This window comes from Arthrobacter sp. P2b, from assembly GCF_900168295.1.
Lineage (GTDB): Bacteria > Actinomycetota > Actinomycetes > Actinomycetales > Micrococcaceae > Arthrobacter.
The window spans coordinates 195,056-213,029 of the sequence record NZ_FVZL01000006.1 but is presented as its reverse complement, the minus strand read 5'-3'; the positions used below and the strand labels follow the sequence as shown (position 1 = coordinate 213,029).

15 protein-coding genes are annotated in these 17,974 nt (G+C 66.9%); 9 read left to right on the top strand and 6 right to left on the bottom strand.

Annotation, left to right across the window (positions count from 1 at the left end; all coding sequences use genetic code 11):
• Positions 1 to 22: 22 nt before the first annotated feature.
• Positions 23 to 1,633, top strand: a complete 1,611-nt coding sequence (gene groL, locus B5520_RS12560; RefSeq protein WP_079597394.1) for a chaperonin GroEL — start codon at positions 23 to 25, stop codon at positions 1,631 to 1,633.
• A gap of 164 nt (positions 1,634 to 1,797) precedes the next feature.
• On the opposite strand, the gene B5520_RS12555 is transcribed toward groL, so the two are convergent.
• Entirely contained in the window at positions 1,798 to 2,397 is a 600-nt protein-coding gene (locus B5520_RS12555) for a dihydrofolate reductase family protein (protein WP_079597393.1), read from the bottom strand.
• Positions 2,397 to 3,008 carry a dihydrofolate reductase family protein gene (locus B5520_RS12550; RefSeq protein WP_079597392.1) on the bottom strand — a complete coding sequence of 204 codons (612 nt, stop codon included), beginning with the start codon at positions 3,006 to 3,008 and terminating at the stop codon, positions 2,397 to 2,399. The genes B5520_RS12555 and B5520_RS12550 overlap by 1 nt, the downstream gene beginning before the upstream one ends.
• A gap of 68 nt (positions 3,009 to 3,076) precedes the next feature.
• Between B5520_RS12550 and B5520_RS12545 the strand changes: the two genes are divergently transcribed.
• The 7 genes from B5520_RS12545 to B5520_RS12515 all read left to right on the top strand — a co-directional run bounded on the left by B5520_RS12545 (position 3,077) and on the right by B5520_RS12515 (position 13,766).
• Positions 3,077 to 4,600, top strand: a complete 1,524-nt coding sequence (locus B5520_RS12545; protein ID WP_079597391.1) for an ATP-dependent DNA ligase — start codon at positions 3,077 to 3,079, stop codon at positions 4,598 to 4,600.
• 84 nt (positions 4,601 to 4,684) lie between these two features.
• Positions 4,685 to 6,319, top strand: a complete 1,635-nt coding sequence (locus tag B5520_RS12540) for a helix-turn-helix transcriptional regulator (RefSeq protein WP_079597390.1) — start codon at positions 4,685 to 4,687, stop codon at positions 6,317 to 6,319.
• Positions 6,320 to 6,413: 94 nt separating this feature from the next.
• Positions 6,414 to 6,758 carry a hypothetical protein gene (locus B5520_RS12535; protein WP_079597389.1) on the top strand — a complete coding sequence of 115 codons (345 nt, stop codon included), beginning with the start codon at positions 6,414 to 6,416 and terminating at the stop codon, positions 6,756 to 6,758.
• A complete protein-coding gene (locus tag B5520_RS12530; RefSeq protein WP_079597388.1) occupies positions 6,755 to 7,873 on the top strand; it encodes a flavin-containing monooxygenase in 1,119 nt (372 codons plus the stop codon). Before B5520_RS12535 ends, B5520_RS12530 begins: the two co-directional genes overlap by 4 nt.
• 80 nt (positions 7,874 to 7,953) lie before the next feature.
• Positions 7,954 to 10,032 (top strand): acyltransferase family protein, encoded by a 2,079-nt coding sequence (locus B5520_RS12525; RefSeq protein WP_079597387.1) that lies wholly within the window; start codon positions 7,954 to 7,956, stop codon positions 10,030 to 10,032.
• 227 nt (positions 10,033 to 10,259) lie between these two features.
• Positions 10,260 to 11,771: an IMP dehydrogenase gene (gene guaB / locus B5520_RS12520; protein WP_079597386.1), complete on the top strand. Its 1,512-nt coding sequence runs from the start codon at positions 10,260 to 10,262 to the stop codon at positions 11,769 to 11,771.
• A 135-nt stretch (positions 11,772 to 11,906) separates the two neighbouring features.
• Complete coding sequence (locus B5520_RS12515) at positions 11,907 to 13,766, top strand: ABC transporter ATP-binding protein (RefSeq protein WP_079597385.1); 1,860 nt, start codon at positions 11,907 to 11,909, stop codon at positions 13,764 to 13,766.
• 100 nt (positions 13,767 to 13,866) lie between these two features.
• Here the strand turns inward: B5520_RS12515 and B5520_RS12510 are convergent, their stop codons facing one another.
• The 4 genes from B5520_RS12510 to B5520_RS12495 all read right to left on the bottom strand — a co-directional run bounded on the left by B5520_RS12510 (position 13,867) and on the right by B5520_RS12495 (position 16,693).
• A complete protein-coding gene (locus B5520_RS12510; RefSeq protein WP_079597384.1) occupies positions 13,867 to 14,478 on the bottom strand; it encodes a hypothetical protein in 612 nt (203 codons plus the stop codon).
• 3 nt (positions 14,479 to 14,481) lie between these two features.
• A complete protein-coding gene (locus B5520_RS12505) occupies positions 14,482 to 15,126 on the bottom strand; it encodes a hypothetical protein (protein WP_079597383.1) in 645 nt (214 codons plus the stop codon).
• Positions 15,127 to 15,132: 6 nt separating this feature from the next.
• On the bottom strand, positions 15,133 to 15,756 hold the full coding sequence (locus B5520_RS12500) for a hypothetical protein (RefSeq protein WP_079597382.1): 624 nt from the start codon (positions 15,754 to 15,756) through the stop codon (positions 15,133 to 15,135).
• 64 nt (positions 15,757 to 15,820) lie between these two features.
• Positions 15,821 to 16,693, bottom strand: coding sequence for a hypothetical protein (locus tag B5520_RS12495; RefSeq protein ID WP_079597381.1), 873 nt, complete (start codon positions 16,691 to 16,693; stop codon positions 15,821 to 15,823).
• A 138-nt stretch (positions 16,694 to 16,831) separates the two neighbouring features.
• Between B5520_RS12495 and B5520_RS12490 the strand changes: the two genes are divergently transcribed.
• Positions 16,832 to 17,968 carry a GuaB3 family IMP dehydrogenase-related protein gene (locus tag B5520_RS12490; RefSeq protein WP_079597380.1) on the top strand — a complete coding sequence of 379 codons (1,137 nt, stop codon included), beginning with the start codon at positions 16,832 to 16,834 and terminating at the stop codon, positions 17,966 to 17,968.
• Positions 17,969 to 17,974 lie beyond the last annotated feature (6 nt).

The window sequence follows — 17,974 nt, the reverse complement described above, 5'->3', positions numbered from 1 at the left end:
TCTGTCTTGAAAGGACAAAACCATGGCAAAGCAGCTTGCGTTTAACGACGCTGCCCGCCGGTCTCTTGAAGCCGGCATCGACAAGCTCGCCAACACCGTCAAGGTGACGCTCGGCCCCCGCGGCCGCAACGTTGTCCTGGACAAGAAGTGGGGCGCGCCCACCATCACGAACGACGGCGTCACCATCGCCCGCGAAGTCGAGCTGGACGACCCGTACGAAAACCTTGGCGCACAGCTGGCCAAGGAAGTAGCCACCAAGACCAACGATGTTGCCGGCGACGGCACCACCACCGCCACGGTCCTGGCCCAGGCACTGGTCAAGGAAGGCCTGCGCAACGTAGCTGCCGGCGCTGCTCCCGGCCAGATCAAGCGCGGCATCGAGGTTTCCGTTGAAGCCGTCGCTGCACGCCTGCTGGAGAACGCCCGTCCCGTTGAAGGCACCCAGGTTGCCAGCGTGGCGGCCATCTCCGCGCAGAGCGAAGAGATCGGCGAGCTTCTGGCCGAGGCCTTCGGCAAGGTGGGCAAGGATGGTGTGATCACCATCGAGGAATCCTCCACCACGCAGACCGAACTGGTCCTCACCGAGGGCATGCAGTTCGACAAGGGCTACCTGTCCCCGTACTTCGTCACCGACGCGGAACGCCAGGAAGCAGTCCTCGAGGACGCCCTCATCCTGATCAACCAGGGCAAGATCTCCTCGGTGCAGGAATTCCTGCCGCTGCTGGAGAAGGCGCTGCAGAGCTCCAAGCCGCTGTTCATCATCGCCGAGGACGTCGACGGCGAGGCCCTGTCCACGCTGATCGTCAACCGCATCCGCGGCACCCTCAACGTGGTGGCCGTCAAGGCTCCGGGCTTCGGCGACCGCCGCAAGGCCATGCTGCAGGACATCGCCACCCTCACCGGTGCGCAGGTTGTTTCCCCGGAACTGGGCCTGAGCCTGGACTCCGTTGGCCTTGAGGTGCTGGGTACCGCCCGCCGCATCACGGTCACCAAGGACAACACCACCATCGTGGACGGCGCCGGCGCTGCCGAGGACGTTGCTGCACGCGTTGCCCAGCTCCGTGCCGAGCTGACCCGCACCGACTCCGACTGGGACCGCGAAAAGCTCCAGGAGCGCCTGGCCAAGCTGGCCGGCGGCATCGGCGTCATCAAGGTGGGTGCCGCAACCGAGGTTGAGCTGAAGGAAAAGAAGCACCGCATCGAAGATGCTGTTTCCTCCACCCGCGCCGCCCTCGAAGAAGGCATCGTGGCCGGTGGCGGTTCCGCCCTGATCCACGCGCTGAAGGCCCTCGACGAGGACCCGGCCGTCAAGGCACTCGAAGGCGACGCCGCCGCTGCTGTGGGCATCGTCCGCCGCGCGCTGGTCCAGCCGCTGCGCTGGATCGCCCAGAACGCAGGCTTCGACGGTTACGTGATCACCGCCAAGGTTGCCGAACTCGAAACCAACAACGGCTTCAACGCCAAGTCGGGCGAGTACGAGGACCTGATCGCAGCCGGCGTCATTGACCCCGTCAAGGTCACCCGCGCAGCCCTCCGCAACGCAGCCTCCATCGCTGCCCTGGTTCTCACCACCGAGACCCTGGTTGTGGAAAAGCCCGCTGAGGAAGACGAGCACGCAGGCCACAGCCACTAGTCCCCGCCGTCTCCCTAACCTCGCTACGTCCCCACCGGCTCCCAAATCTCGCTTCGCTCGATTTGGGTCCCTCGCCGGTGTGGGCCCACGGTCAGGCGATGGAGTGGCCCAGAGTCCGCGTAAAAAACCGGTCCGGCATCTGCCGGGCCGGTTTTTTGTGCCCTTTACTTCTTGACCGCGTAGCGCACGTGCGTGGCGAACGTCGAGCTCACCGTCTTGATGATGCCGAGGTTGATGTCCTGGCCGAAGCCGTCAAAAAGGCGCTTGCCGGCACCGAGGATCACCGGTGCCGTCGAGAGCACGAGTTCGTCCACCCTCCCGGCGGCAAGTGCCTGCCGGATCACGTCCGCACCGCCGCCGATCGATACGTCTTTGTCCCCTGCCGCCGCAATCGCCCGGGCCAGGGCTTCATCGAGCCCGGCCACGAAAGTGAACCCGGACGCCGCCGCCGGCTGGTCCTGTACCCGGTGGGTGAGCACAAACAGCGGGCCGCCGAACGGGTTGGTTCCTCCCCATGCCCCTGCGGCGTCATACATGCCCCGGCCGACGATGCCGGCACCCAGGCCGGCTTCCAGTTCGTCGTAGAAATCCTTGTCGGGGCCCTGCATCGCGAAGTCATGTCCGCCGTCGTAGGTCCAGGGACCGCCCATCACCCAGTAGTGCAGGCGTTCCCCGCCCTTGCCCAGTCCGTACCTGGGACCGTCGTCGGGGCCGGTGATGTAACCGTCAACCGACGTGCTGATGGCTGCGATGACCTTGGCCATCAGGCGACCTGGGTGGCTGGCATGTCCTGCGTCCTGACGTCGCCCGCCCGCTCGTAGACCAGCGACACCGATCCCTTGGGGAAGGTGCGCGCCGGCTCGGCGAGGCGGAAGGAGGCGGGGATGGTTCCGCCGTCGAAGAGGCGCTTGCCCTGCCCCAGGGTGACCGGATAGAGCCAAAGGTGGAGGCGGTCGATCGCGTTTTCTTTGAGCAGTGAGCGGATGAGGACGCCGCTGCCGAACATGTGCACCTCGCCGTAATCCTCACGAAGCCGGCCCGCGGCCGCGGCATCAGCCAGCACGGTGGTGCCGGCCCACCCCGGAGCGGTCAGGCTGCTGGAAACGACGAACTTGGGCACCCGGTTGAACGTGGTGCCGACAGTGTCGGACTGCTGCGGCCAGTACCCCGCGAAAATGTCGTAGGTCTTCCGGCCCAGAAGCAGGGCGTCGATGCGGCCGATCTCCGCTCCGATGGCTGCGTCGGCCTCGTCATCGGACACCGGGGCCTGCCAGCCGCCGAAGCCAAAACCGCCTTCAGTGTCCTCTTCGCGGCCACCGGGCGCCTGGTAGACGCCGTCGAGCGTGATGAACAGGTTCGCGACGATGATTCCCATGCGTCCAGTCTGGAACTGCCTTCCGGAGCTGTCCATAGTGGACAGGATGGGCGTGGCAGACTGGTGCCATGCTGCTCGACGAGCTCGTGACAACCACGGACGCCGTCGCGTCCACCCGCTCCCGGCTCGCGAAGGTGGACCTCCTGGCCGGCCTCCTGCGCCGCCTCGAGCCCGCTGAAATCCCGGCTGCCGTGGGACTGCTCATCGCCAGGCCACGGCAGGGCCGGGTAGGGATTGGCTGGCGCGGAATGACCGCGGCCATGGGGGAGCCGGCCGACGAGCCGGGTCTTACCGTCGCCGACGTGGATGCTGCATTGGACCGGCTGCTCGCCGCCGCAGGCGCCGGATCTGCGGCCGAGCGCGCCGCGACACTCCGCGAGCTGACCGCGGCAGCCACCAAACGCGAGCAGTCATTCATCGCCGGAGTGCTGCTCGGTGAACTGCGCACCGGTGCACTCGAGGGTGTGCTGACGGATGCCATCGCCCGCGCCGCCGACCGGCCGGTGGACTCCGTACGCCGCGCGGCAATGCTCTCCGGCGACCTGGGCGCGACCGCCCTGCTGGCGCTCACGGGCACGGCGGCTGAGCTCGAGGAGGTAGGCCTCGTCGTCGGACGTCCCGTGCAGCCCATGCTCGCCGCCACTGCGGCCAGCGCCAGTGCGGCGCTGGAGGTCACCGGGGAAGCCTCCGTGGAATACAAGCTCGACGGCGCACGCATCCAGGTGCACCGCACCGGCGGTGAGGTGCGCATCTTTACCCGCACGCTGGCGGACGTGACCCACCGGCTGCCCGAGGTGGTGGACGTGGTGCGCGGCCTGCCGGTGAGCGATGTCATCCTCGACGGCGAGACCCTCGCGCTCGATGAGGACGGCGGACCCCGCCCCTTCCAGGAGACGATGTCCCGGTTCGGGGCGGACGCGGTGCGCACCACATTGCTGCATCCGTGGTTCTTCGACGTTCTGCATATCGACGGGCGGGACCTGCTGGAGGAACCGCTGTCCGAGCGTATCGGGGTGCTGGAGCGCATTGCCCCCGGGCACCGGATCCCGGGGGAGGTCACAGCGGATCCCGCCATTGCCGAAAGAGTGGCACGCGAGGCGCTCGCCGCGGGCCACGAGGGTGTGATGGTGAAGGCGGTCGGATCGGCCTACGCAGCCGGGCGGCGCGGTTCCAACTGGATCAAAGTGAAGCCGGTGCTCACCTACGATCTGGTGGTGCTCGCCTGTGAGTGGGGTTCGGGACGGCGCAAGGGTCTGCTGTCGAACCTGCACCTCGGCGCCCTCGACCCTTCCGGCGAGTTCGGCGAGCCCGGCGGCTACGTCATGGTGGGCAAGACGTTCAAGGGGCTCACCGACGAGCTGCTGCGCTGGCAGACGGAGAGGTTCCAGGAGATCGAGGTGCGGCGAACGTCGAACACCGTATGGGTGGAGCCTGTCAGCGTGGTGGAGATCGCGATCGACGGCGTCCAGCGTTCCACGCGCTATCCGGGCGGCATCGCCCTCCGGTTCGCGCGCGTCAAACGCTACCGCGATGACAAGACGGTGGCGGAGGCTGACACCATCCAGACGTTGCGCGGGCTGCTGCGTTCGTAGCCCTGAGGGCCGCTTGTGCCCGTTCCCCAGCGGGCGTACCGTGGCGCTTAACCGGCTGGGCGGGCGTATCCGGAAGGAGGCCAGGTGTCAGCGGAAACGGGCATTGACAGGGGCCGGTCAGCGTTCCAGGAGCACCGCTGGACCGAGGCCTTCCAAAACTTCCGTGACGCGGACCAGCAGGGCGGACTGCCGGCGGCGGACCTTGAACGGCTGGCAACGGCGGAGATCCTGACAGGCAACACAAGCACCGGCCTGGACACCCTCACCCGTGCCCACGAGGAATACCTGATGGTTGGCGATGTGGTGGGTGCGGCACGGTGCGCCGCCTGGATGGTGCTGCACCTGGCGAACGCCGGAGAGGCGGCGCGTGCCGGGGGATGGCTGGCCCGTGGCCAGAAACTGTTGAGCGAACTCCCCGAACCCGACGCGGTGCAGGGCTTCATGCTCGTGCCTGTTGCACTGGGCAAACTCTACGGCGGGGATCCTCAGGCCGCCCTCGAGCTGTTCTCCCAGGCTGCGGACTTCGGCCGGCAATTCCGGAACAAGGACCTGTCAGCGCTTGCTTTGCTTGGATCAGGCCAGGCGACGCTGGCACTGGGCCGTGCCGAAGAAGGCCTTGGGATGTTCGACGAGGTCATGGTGGCCGTCACTGCCGGCGAATTGTCCGCGGTGCCGTCGGGCATTATCTACTGCGCAGTCATCGGCAACTGCCAGATCGCCTTCGACCTTGAGCGGGCCCTGGAGTGGACCGCGGAGCTGGACCGCTGGTGCCGTGCCCGCCCGGACACTGTGGCCTTCAGCGGCCAATGCCAGGCACACCGCGCTGAGCTCTTCCGGCTGCACGGGGCGTGGACCGAAGCTTTGCAGGCCGCCGCCGTCGCCCAGGAGCGCTCCACCAGGGGTGATCCGTGGGCGCTCTACGGCGGCTATTACCAGCAGGCTGAAGTGCAGAGGCTGAGCGGCGACCTAAATGCCGCCGAAGCTTCCTACAGCCATGCTGCCCGCAGCGGCTACGAACCCCAGCCGGGCCTGGCACTCCTGCAGTTGGCACGCGGGGACGCACAGCAGGCGCAGTCGATGATCCGGCGGGCGGCCGGGGTGGCGGACGCCGCCACCCGCCGGCACCTGCTGCCCGCGCTCGTGCAGATCGAACTGGCAGCGCCTGACCTTCCGGCCGCCCGGCAGGGGGCCGACGAGCTGATCACCTTTGCCCGGGAATGCCCCCGTCGCATGATCCGCGCGGTAGCGAAACAGGCCGACGGCGCCGTCAGGCTTGAGGAGGGGGACTTAACGGGGGCATCGCAGGCGCTGCGCCAGGCATGGCACCTGTGGGTTGGACTCGGCGTCCCCTTTGAGGCTGCCTGCTGCCGCGTCCTCATCGGGCGGGCCTGCCGGGAGCTCGGCGACGAGGCATCTGCCCTGATGGAATTCGAGGCGGCGCACGTGGAGTTGCTGGAGTTGGGGGCGGCTCCGGCCGCTGCGTGGGCTGCCACGCTCATGCGGAAGGACGACGGCGGGACTCCAGGGCCGCTGACGCCCAGGGAGGCGGAGGTGCTTCGGCACGTGGCGTCCGGCCAGGGGAACAGGGCCATCGCGGCAGACCTCTTCCTCAGCGAGAAAACCGTGGCCAGGCACATCAGCAACATCTTCCTGAAGCTTGGCCTCTCGTCAAGGGCCGCGGCCACCAGATACGCCTTTGAGCACGGACTCGCGGGCTGACGGGTTCTGCACATAATTACCCATCCGGACCAGGCCGGACACTTGCATAATCCGGCCGACGCGGACTGGAAGGCCCCGGCCATAGCCTCAAAACATGAACCTTCCAGTCCTTGCCGGCACCCTCTCCACGGTGCTGTTCGCCTTGGGAATGCTGCCCATGCTGGTGAAGGCCGCCCGTACCCGGGACCTCGCCTCCTACAGCCTCGGCAACCTGGTCCTGAGCAACGTTGCCAACGCCGTGCATTCCATCTACGTCTTCAACCTTCCGGCCGGTCCCATCTGGGTCCTCCACCTTGCCTACATCGTGGCATCCGCGCTGATGCTCGCTTGGTGGCTGCGGTACCGGGAGGCCGGGCATGAAGGACCAGGTGCGGACGCCGGACAGCTTGACGGTTCAGCTGCAGATATCCCCGCAATCCACGAAGGAGCACAGTCATGAACACCAACCAGACAGGAACGCTGGACACCATGATCATCGGCGGCGGCCAGGCCGGCCTCGCCATGGGCCACTACCTGAAGGAACAGAACCGGACGTTCCTCATCCTGGACGCCAACCCGCGCACCGGCGACGCCTGGCGGCAGCGGTGGGATTCACTCCGGGTGTTCACCCCGGCCAAGTACGACGGCCTGCCGGGGGTCCCCTTCCCGGCGGATCCGTTGTCCTTTCCCACCAAGGACGAAGTGGCAGGGTACCTGGAAGGCTATGCGGAACGGTTCGCGCTGCCTGTCATCCGGGGCGTCCGCGTCGAGCGGCTGTGGCGGGAGGCGGACCGTTTCGTCGCCGCCTCCAACGGCCACCGCTGGGAGGCCCACAACGTGGTCGTAGCCACCGGCTGCAGCCAGGCGCCCAAGGTCCCCGGCTTTGCCGCTGACCTGGACGCTTCCGTCGTGCAGCTGCACTCGAGCCAGTACCGGAATGCCGGGCAACTGCAGGCCGGCCCGGTGCTGGTGGTGGGACTGGGGAACTCCGGGGCAGAAATCGCCCTCGAGGTAGGCCGCACCCATTCCACAAGTGTGGCCGGCAAGCCCGGAGGAGAGCTCCCGGTAAAGCACGGCCCGACGGCGGCACGCTACTTCCTGCCGATCGTGCGGTTCCTGGGGCTCCACGTCCTGACCCTCAGCACACCCCTCGGCCGCAAGGCTGCGCCCGCCTTCAAGGCGCACGCCACGCCGCTGATCAGGACCAAGTCCAAGGACCTGGCCGCGGCCGGCGTCCAGTTCGTGCCGCGGGTGGCCGGAGTGCAGGACGGGATGCCCGTCCTGGCGGACGGGACCCGCGTGGAAGTGTCCAACGTGGTGTGGTGCACGGGCTACCGGGACGACTTCAGCTGGATCGATCCGGGAATGCTCGACGGCGGCGCGCTGCCCCCTCAGCACCGCGGCGTCGCCCTGCGGACGCCGGGACTGTTCTTCCTCGGACAGGAATTCCAGTACGCGGCGGCGTCCGCCACCCTTCCCGGCACAGCCCGTGACGCGCGCCACCTGGCCCGGAGAATCCCGCGGCCACCGATGGCAGCGCGGGAAAGTGCCCGCGCAGGAGAAAAGGAAGCGTGACGGGTCTCTCATGATTGGGCATACGGCGCAGCAGGCCCGTAGGCTTGATGTTTTTGCCAGCCGGTTTTGAGGGGTCATTTGTGTTGATTGCGCGAACAGAGGCTGCACCGGGCCGTCCGGCGGACACTGCCGGCTCCCGCCGGAAACCCACGTTCCGTCCCGAAGTCCAAGGCCTCCGCGCGCTCGCAGTACTGATGGTGGTGGCCTACCACGTGTGGCTTGGCCGGGTGTCGGGCGGGGTGGACATCTTCCTCCTGATCTCGGCCTTCCTGCTCACGCTGTCCTTCGTCCGGAAGGTCGAAGCCGGCACCCCGCTCAACCTCCTGCGGCACTGGCTGCACCTGTTCAAGCGGCTGCTGCCGGCCGCCGTCGTTGTCATCCTTGGCGTCCTGGCCGGGACGTGGCTCATCATTCCGCAAAGCCGCTGGCCGCAGGTGCTGGACCAGGCGTGGGCCTCGCTGCTGTACAGCCAGAACTGGCTGCTCGCCAACACCGCTGTGGACTACTACGCGCAGGACCATGCCGGCGCCAGCCCGCTGCAGCACTTCTGGTCCCTGTCCATCCAGGGCCAGGTCTTCATCCTGTGGCCGCTGGTCTTCGCCGGCGCCGCGGTCCTGCTGGCGCTGCTGCACCGCATGCCTGTCTTCAGCGTACTGACCTACCGGGGATTGCTGGCGCTGGCCTTCGGCGCGGTCTTCGCGGTCTCGCTGGCATACTCCGTGGAGCAGACGGCCACCAACCAGGCATACGCCTACTTCGATACCCGGGCCAGGCTCTGGGAGTTCGCCCTGGGATCCCTGCTCGCCCTTGCACTGCCGTACCTCAAACCCGGCCGGGCCCTGCGCGTGGCCCTGGGCTGGGCGGGCCTTGCGGCCATGGTCTCCTGCGGCCTGCTGCTGACGGTGGACCGGTCGTTCCCCGGCTTCGTGGCGCTGTGGCCAACCCTGGCGGCGGCCGCCATTATCGTGGCGGGACAGACCGGCAGCCGGTTTGGCGTGGACCGCTTCCTGGGCAGCAAGCCGGCCGTGGCCCTGGGCGACAACTCCTATGCGCTGTACCTCTGGCACTGGCCGGTCCTGGTGCTGGCGCTCGCCGCCACCGGCGTCGAGGCGCCCAACCTTGTCCAGGGCCTGGCCATCGTCGGGGCCTCCATCGTGCTTGCCGTCCTCACCACGCGCTTCGTGGAAAAGCCGCTGCGCGACTGGCACTGGCCCAAACTGCGGGCGTGGCGCACCGCCGTCGTCATTGTTGCCTGCGGTGCCGTCCTTGCCGGACCCGTGGCCGTATGGCAGACGACGCTCACGGCAGAGGAAGCAGCGACGGCGGCGCAGCCGCGCGAGCTCACGCCCGGGGCCGCGGCACTCAGCCCGGAAAACGCCGCCCTGCCCGCCCCCGACGCGAAGATCATTCCGGGCCCGTCCGCGCTGGACAATGACTGGGCCGGCATCCACGCCCCCTGCGCGGGCGCGAACGCCACCGCCGACCCCATCCTGGAAGGGTGCCGGCAGGCGGTCCCTGATGAAGGTGCCACCAAGCGGATTGTGGTGCTCGGTGATTCCCATTCCCAGCAGTACCTGGGCGCGCTGGCACCCATCGCTGAAGCCCGGGGCTGGGAACTGGTCACCCTGCTGATGCCGGCCTGCCGGTTCGGGGCCGAGTCGGAAACCAGGAATGCCGAATGCAACGCCTACAACCGCGCCAGCGCCGCGTACGTGCTGGAACACCGGCCGGATGCGGTCTTCACCGTGGCCTCGCTGACCCACGAAGAGGCACCGTTCGAAACCGAAGTTCCCGGCTACCTGGACGGCGTCCGCCCGTTCACCGAGGCAGGCATCGAGGTGGTGGGCATCCGGGACAACCCGCGCTTCACGTTCAACATGCCCGAGTGCGTCCAGCGGAACGGTGCCGAAGCGCCCGAATGCAACCCTGCCCTGAGCGAGTCACTCGTGGAGCCTTCACCCCTGGAAAGCTACCGGGGCAAACTCGACGGCCTGCACCTGATGGACCTGAGCGACTTCATCTGCGCCCGCGGAGTCTGCCCGGCCGTGGTGGGGAACGTCTACGTCTACAAGGACGACAACCATCTGACCCGGACCTATGTGGAAAGCATGATCCCCATGTTCGAGCAGCGGCTGCTGGCCGCCACGGGCTGGAGCTGAGCCGCCGCTGGCCCGGCCTGCACAGCCCGGGCCGTGCGGTTGCTCACATTGCAGCCGTGGAATAGGGGGATCGGCGCGGAGGTTCTAATATTTACTCAACACTTTCTGCCCCGGAATGCCGTTCATCGCGGTGTCCCCATCTTCTGCACAGGCCAGTTCCGTAATGACGGGCTGGTCATCGGCTGCAACCCCTGCCCGCCCCAGCAACCAAGGTAAGAGGCGCACTCATGACCGAGCCCGAACACAACCCCTTTGGCTTCATCGGCCTGACCTACGATGACGTCCTGCTCCTGCCGGGCCACACGGACGTCATTCCGTCCGAGGCCGACACCTCCTCGCGGATTTCCAAGCGGATCACCGTGCAGACCCCGCTGCTGTCCGCCGCCATGGACACCGTGACCGAGTCACGGATGGCGATCGCCATGGCACGCCAGGGCGGCCTGGGCGTGGTGCACCGCAACCTGTCCATCGCCGACCAGGCGGATCAAGTGGACCGCGTCAAGCGCAGCGAGTCGGGCATGATCACCAACCCGCTGACCATCCGTCCCGAAGCAACGCTGCTGGAGCTGGACAACCTGTGCGCCCAGTACCGGGTATCCGGCCTGCCCGTGGTTGATGAGGAAAACCGCCTCCTCGGCATCGTCACCAACCGCGACACCCGCTTTGTCCCGGAGTCCGATTTCCCGCTGCGGCTGGTCAGCGACGTCATGACCAAAATGCCGCTGGTCACCGGGCACGTGGGCATCAGCCGCGAGGAAGCCTCGCACAAGCTGGCCACGAACAAGATTGAGAAGCTTCCCCTCGTTGATGAGCAGGGCCGGCTCAAGGGCCTGATCACCACCAAGGACTTCACCAAGGCCGAGCAGTACCCGCTGGCCACGAAGGATGACGAAGGCCGGCTCCGTGTGGGTGCCGCCATCGGCTTCTTCGGGGACGGCTGGGAGCGCGCCATGGCACTTGTTGATGCCGGCGTCGACGCCCTCTTTGTTGACACCGCAAACGGCCACTCCCAGGGCGTGCTGGACATGATCCGCCGCCTCAAGTCCGATCCCGTTGCGGCCCACGTGGACATCATCGGTGGCCAGGCAGCCACCCGTGAAGGCGCCCAGGCCCTGATCGACGCCGGCGCCGACGGCATCAAGGTGGGCGTGGGCCCGGGCTCCATCTGCACCACCCGCGTGGTGGCGGGTGTGGGCGTCCCGCAGATCACCGCCATCTACGAATCCGCCAAGGCAGCCATCCCTGCCGGTGTTCCCCTGATCGCCGACGGCGGCCTGCAGTACTCGGGCGACATCGGCAAGGCGCTGGTTGCCGGCGCCGACACCGTGATGCTTGGTTCCCTCCTGGCAGGCTGCGACGAGTCGCCGGGCGAGCTGATCTTCGTCAACGGCAAGCAGTTCAAGTCCTACCGCGGCATGGGGTCCCTCGGTGCCATGCAGTCCCGCGGCAAGAACACCTCCTACTCCAAGGACCGCTACTTCCAGGCGGACGTGTCCGGTGACGACAAACTGATCCCGGAAGGCATCGAAGGGCGCGTGGCGTACCGCGGTCCGCTGGCGTCGGTGGCCTACCAGCTGGTGGGCGGTCTCCGCCAGACCATGTTCTACACCGGCGCCCCCACCATCAGCGAGCTCAAGGCCCGGGGCAAGTTCGTCCGGATCACCCCGGCCGGGCTCAAGGAATCACACCCGCACGACATCCAGATGACCGTCGAGGCGCCGAACTACGGTTCGCGCTAATCCCCGGCGCCTCCCTGACCTTGCTTCGCTGCGGCCAGGGAACCCGGGCGCCGTGGGCCCAGCCGGTGGTTGAGCTTGTCGAAACCCATTTCGGCAAGCTCAACCGCAGGCGTCTGCCGCAACTAGGCTGAAGCCATGCCCCCATCACGCCATCCGGCGGAACTGACCCCCAAGCGGGAACCCTCACGCCGCCTTGCCCTGCGGCCCTATGCCCGCGCGGTCGCACAGGTCCTCCGGGTCAGCTTCCGCGCGTCACCGGGCGCGGTGGTCATGAAGGTGCTCGGCTCGCTGATCTCCGCCGTGCTTCCGCTGGTCACCACCTACTTTGCGGCCCTCACCACCACGGCACTCGCGGCCGCCTACTCAGGGGACGCCGGTGCAGGGCAGCTGGCCATCGTGTACGTCATCATCACCGCCGCGCTTGGCCTCTTCTGGGGTGCCTTCACCAGCGTTGACCGCTACATCCAGCAACTGATGAGCTTCAAGGTGGGCGCCATCGTCGGGGACCAGATGTACGAACGGTTCCTCGCCCTCGAGTTCTGGCGGTACGACGACAAAGAAACCGTGGACCTCTACGACCGCGCCAAGCGGTTCTCCGACTCCTACGCGCGGGTCCTGGACCGGATCGCGGCGATCTTCACGCAGCTGGTCTCGGTCATCCTCGCCGTCGGCGCCCTGCTCCTGGTCAGCTGGTGGATCGCCGTGATTGTGCTGGTGGCCATCGTGCCCAGCGTCTACCTGCAGTTCAAGCTGTCGCGGGAGCAGATCGCGCACTGGAACACCCAGGTGGACTCCCGGCGGCAGCGGCGGATGATCGAACAAAACCTCCTCCGACCGCAGCACATTGCCGAGATGCGCCTCTACGGCATCGTGGGCTTCCTGATGGATCTCCGCTCCCGGCTGCGTGACGCGGACGAGCGTCGGCGTCTCGATTTCCAGCGGCGGTACATTCCCAAGCAGCTGGCCGCCGATGCCCTCCAGTACGGCGCCGAGGTGGTTTCACTGATCTGGGTGGTGGGGCAGATCATCGCCCGGGCACAGCCGGTGGGCCAGTTTCTGTATGTGCAGCAGATCGTCAGCCGGGCGTTATCCACCGCCAACAATTTGGTGTCCTCGCTCAGTTCGATCGACGAGGATCTGGCGAACCTCAAGGACTATGAGCTGTTCATGGCCCTGCCGGTCCATTCCGAGCACGCACCTCCGCTGCTGGGACCCCCGAAAGAGGTGGAGCTGAAGGACATCCGCTTCACCTACACGGGCAGTGACATCGAGGTGATCCGCGGGATCAGCATGACCATCCGCGAAGGCCAGCACATCGCCATCGTGGGGGAGAACGGTGCCGGAAAATCCACGCTGATCCGCATCCTCGCCGGCCTCTACAGGCCGGACTCAGGGCAGGTCATGCTCGACGGCGTGGACCTAGCCGCCGTCGACGTCACCTCCTGGCACCGCCACCTCGCGGTGCTGAGCCAGGAGTTCCTCAAGTACGAGTTCGCCACGGCCGCGGAGAACATCTACTTCGGCGACGTCGACGCACCCAGGGACGACGCACGGATCCGAAAGGCCGCAGGTGACGCCGAAGCCCTGGACTTCATCAACAAGCTGCCGAACGGGCTGGAGAACCACGTCAGCAACTGGATGGAGGACCCGCGGGGCCGGAAGGGCAGCGGACTGTCCGGCGGCCAGTGGCAGCGCCTGGCCATGGCCCGCAACTTCTACCGGGATGCCTCGTTCATGGTCATGGACGAACCAACATCGGCCATCGACGCTTTGGCCGAACACCGCATCTTCACCCGGCTCTTCGCGGACCGCAGCAGCACCATCATTGCCATCAGCCACCGCCTGGCTACCATCGAGAAAGCGGACATCGTCTACATGCTCGAAGACGGCAGGATCGTGGAGCAGGGCACGCACCGGGAGCTGGTGGCGCTCCGCGGCCGCTACTTCCGGATGTTCGAATCCCAGCTCAGCGTAGAGGAAGCCGAAGGCGTCTAGATCCAGCAGCCCAGTGTTCTAGCCTCGATTCAGCCAGTCGTCACAGAGTTGGCCGCTGTTGACATGAGCCACCGCGTATAGGCGATGGGGACTTGTCCCCTCAGGGCCGCCCGTCTAGAACGGTGGTGCGCACCCGCGCCAGGCTGGGACGCGGCGGGACACTGCTGAACCCAAACGTCACCGCCGGCCGGATGGGCGCCAGGGTCCCGGCGTCGGACCCTTCCCAGGTCACGACGGCGGAGGTGACGTGGTGCAGGTCGCTCACCCCGTAATACTCGCGCCTGCCATTGCCGGCCGTGCCGAACGTGCGGGCACCCGGGGCGGCTAAAGCCGCCAGCGGGCTGACGCTGCTCAGCCACCGCGGATGCACAGCGAGGCGCCGCGGGACTGCCCGCAGCGCGGTCCCCAGCAAGGTTCTGCCTCCTACTTCCGCGCGGATCACCAGGGGCCCGGCGTCGACAGTGAGCCGATGACGGTCCAGCTCCGCTGACACGTCCAGAACCTGGACTTCGTCGAAGCTATACGTGGTCGAAATGAAGTCAGCCGTTTCCCCGGTGGGCGCCAACAGCAGCCGGTTCCCGGACGGCTGCTGGAGCATGACGTCCGCGAAGGCTCCGAAAGGGGAGTGCTGCCAGATCCCTACTACGGCCCGGAGACCGGAGGCGGTGCCGATGCCGGCAATGTGCCCGTCAAAGATCCAGCGGTTAACCATGTTTCAGAGCGGACCGTAGCCGGCATTGCCGTAGGGATCGCGCCACACGGCCAGGTCCTGTTCCACAGCGCTGCGCAGTTCCGGGTTCGATTGGATCCGCAGCCGGAAGGATTGCCGTGCCCGGCCCAGTACCACGGAGGGGACGAGGATGCAGGCCACCAGGAGGGCCACGATCAGCAGGAAGGTGCCGGCCAGTACCAGCACAGTGCCGTCTCCCCTGTCAGCGGCCGCCGGCAGGGGCGTCAAGAGGATCCCGCCAGTGATGGCCGACAGTACTGACACCATGACGATGCCGCCCCGGGCTGATCCAGGTCCGCGGGTAATGAGGCTCTTATCGGTATTGGGCAGCGTTGTGCGGACCCGCTTCCAGAAGAACAGGCCGAGCGCCGCCAGGGCTGCACCCAAGGGGCCGAGGACAGCAAGGGCGGCAGGATTACCTGACGTAGCTGAGTAGAACGCGCCGGCCAAGGCAAGGACAGGTCCGCCGGCGATCGCGCTGCTCCAGCCTGCTGCCACGGTGCCCTGGGCGTCGGCCAGTTGCCGCAATCGGGACGGTGCGTTGGGTGGGCTCACCCGGGCCAGGTCGGGGGAGAGCCAGTACTCGAGGGGATGGGCGGGCCGGGCGTGATAGGGGGTTTGACTTGTCATGGCGGCCTAGAGACCCAGGCCTTTGCGTACCCGGTTCTCGAGTTCATCGGCAGGCAGGGACTCCGTGGCCAGGCCTTCCCCATCACCTGCTGCCATTTCCAGCGAACCGTCCTGACCCGCCTTGACGTGGACTGAACGGAAGGACTTATCCGCAAGGTGCCGCCGGAGCGTTGCCGCGGCGGGGCGTCCATCCGGAGCGGAACCGAGATAGAAGGTGACCATTTCGATGGCTGTTTTGAACATGCCGTCGGCATTGGTCAAGGGACGCAGTTCGTGGACACCGTATTTGCTGAGGCTGAGGATCAGTGCACCTTCCCCGGAACCGAACAGGAAGTAGACATGTTCCGCTTTGGGTGTGACCAGGGCGGCCTCCAGCCAGGCATTGGAGGTTGCCAATACAGCCGCGACGCTGGTGGCGGGACCTGCCGGGACGAGGCTCCCGCCTTCCACCTTCATGAGGCCCCGTTCCAGGAGCGTCGCGACTCCCGCCTGCTCAAGCGGTGCACCCGCGGCGTCGTCGAGCCTGAACAGGCTCTGGCACCTCAGTGCTGCGCTGGTTCCCGCCAGAGCGATCAGGGCAATGAGTTCGTGTTCAGTGATGAGCAGGGGTGCGTCTTCTTGAGTGGTCACAGCAGCCTTTGGGTAGACAGGTCTCGGGACTAATTCTATGGAAGCTTTCAGGGAAGCCGGGGTGTCAGGTGAGCCAGCCCCAGACCTTCTTCGCCCCCTCGGCTACGGCATCGACGGTCTTTGTGGCCGCATCGCCCACCATTTCCGAGGCTGAACCATAACCGAGGTTCGTGGCAAGCAGGCCCATGCCACCCCAGGCTATGCCGGCAACGGCGAAGAAGGGGCCGGCGCCTGGGATGAAGCTTCCTGCAGCCAGGACGGTCGAGATGCTGCCGTCGATCGCCATCCCGGTGTTGCCCGTTGCGACGCCTTGCCTGATCTGCAACGCACCTGTGACCATCCCGAGTCCGCCGGAAAGGCGTCCCAGCATCGAAGTGCCGTTCAGGAGCTGTGTTCCACGCACATAGCCAACCCCGGGAGCCTGGGCGTACTGCGCGGTCAGCCAGGGCCAGTTGGTCAGTTTCGTGAGGAGGTCGCCTTTGGCCATGGTGGCCAGGAGGCTGTCCGTATAGAGGCCTGCCCCGGTCACTGCGGCGTTGGCGGCCCACCATTCCGGGCTTCCGGCGACGGAGAGGATGCCTTCAAGCCCGGTGGACGGAGTTGCCCCGGGATTTCCGGGCCCTGCCGGACTGGTTGCCGCGCCCGGTCCGGAACCGGCCATGCCCCCGTTGGTGCTGGCATTGTCCTGTTCATCGGCTTGCGTCAAGAGAGTACGTGAGGCGTCGATCAGCGACTGGGACGCCCTGTTCAGCATGGGACGCAGGTTGCTGCTCCACTCGCGCCGGAAGTTAACCGCGTCGCTGCCCTTCCACTCGGCGCTGGAGATCAGGCTGCTGACCTGGCGCTCCGTGTTCAGCAGCTGCTGCCCTGACTGTCCCATGGACTTGGAGAGCGAGCGCAACTGTTCTATGTCGGCACCGTAAAGGCCGGGGGCCATGGTTGTTCTCCTTGGGATCGGGCACGGGAGCGTTTTCCGAGCCCCCGGACTTAGGTTACGGACTTCTTCAGGTCGCTGCCATGGGCACCGCTGCCCATGCCAGACAAGGTCAACACGTTGCTGGGATAACCTAGAGCAGTGACTTACGAGATCGAGATCGGCCGTGGCAAGCGTGGGCGTCGTGCCTACTCCCTGGATGACATTGCAATCGTCCCTAACCGTCGTACCCGCGACCCCAAGGACGTCTCCGTCTCCTGGCAGATCGATGCCTACCAGTTCAGCATGCCCGTCATCGCAGCGCCGATGGATTCCGCCATGTCTCCGGCCACTGCAATTGCCCTGGGCAAGCTGGGCGGCCTGGGCGTCCTGGACCTCGAAGGTCTCTGGACCCGCTACGAGGACCCGCAGCCCATCCTGGATGAGATCGGCGCGCTGCAGGACGAGACGAACAGCCCCGCCGTCACCGGACGGATGCAGGAACTGTACAAGGCACCCATCCAGCCTGAATTGATCACTTCACGCCTCGCCGAGATGCGCGAAGCCGGCGTCACCGTTGCCGGCTCCCTCACCCCGCAGCGCACCCAGGAGCACTACAAGACGGTCCTCGCCGCCGGCGTCGACATCTTTGTCATCCGCGGCACCACCGTGTCCGCCGAGCACGTGTCCAAGGACCATGCGCCCCTGAACCTCAAGCAGTTCATCTACGAGCTGGATGTTCCGGTAATCGTGGGTGGCGCCGCCGGCTACACGCCCGCGCTGCACCTCATGCGCACCGGTGCAGCCGGCGTGCTGGTCGGCTTCGGCGGCGGCGCCACCACTACCACCCGCCGCGCGCTGGGCATCCACTCGCCGATGGCGTCCGCCATTTCCGACGTCGCGGCCGCCCGCCGCGACTACATGGACGAGTCCGGCGGCCGCTACGTGCACGTCATCGCCGACGGCGGCATGGGCACCTCCGGCGACATCGTCAAGGCGATCGCGATGGGCGCCGACGCCGTCATGCTGGGCAGCGCGCTGGCGCGCGCCGAAGAGGCTCCCGGCAAGGGCTGGCACTGGGGCCAGGAAGCCCATCACCTGGAACTGCCCCGCGGCGACCGCGCCAACGTCGGCACCGTCGGACCGCTGGAGGAAGTCCTCTTCGGCCCGGGCCACCACACCAACGGAACGTCCAACCTCATCGGCGCGCTCCGCCGCTCCATGGCGACCACCGGCTACTCGGACCTGAAGGAATTCCAGCGGGTCGACGTCGTCGTTTCCCCTTACTCAGGGAACTGATGCCTG